1 tRNA gene is annotated in these 215 nt (G+C 49.3%); it reads left to right on the forward strand.

The window, feature by feature from the left end:
- Positions 1–95: 95 nt before the first annotated feature.
- A tRNA-Leu gene (locus G9F74_RS29805) sits at positions 96–176 on the forward strand.
- Positions 177–215: the final 39 nt, after the last annotated feature.

Genomic DNA, 215 nt, shown 5'->3' on the forward strand with positions numbered 1-215 from the left:
TTGTGGCGAAGTGGTTAACGCACCGGATTGTGGCTCCGGCATTCGTGGGTTCGATTCCCATCAGTCGCCCCATTTTTTCTTAAATAAATTAATATGCGGGTGTGGCGGAATTGGCAGACGCACCAGACTTAGGATCTGGCGCCTTTGGCGTGGGGGTTCGACTCCCTTCACCCGCACTTTTAATAAAATATCTCATAACATGTCTTGCGGAAGTA

Source organism: Bacillus sp. EKM202B, from assembly GCF_011066025.1.
GTDB lineage: Bacteria > Bacillota > Bacilli > Bacillales > Bacillaceae_G > Bacillus_A > Bacillus_A toyonensis.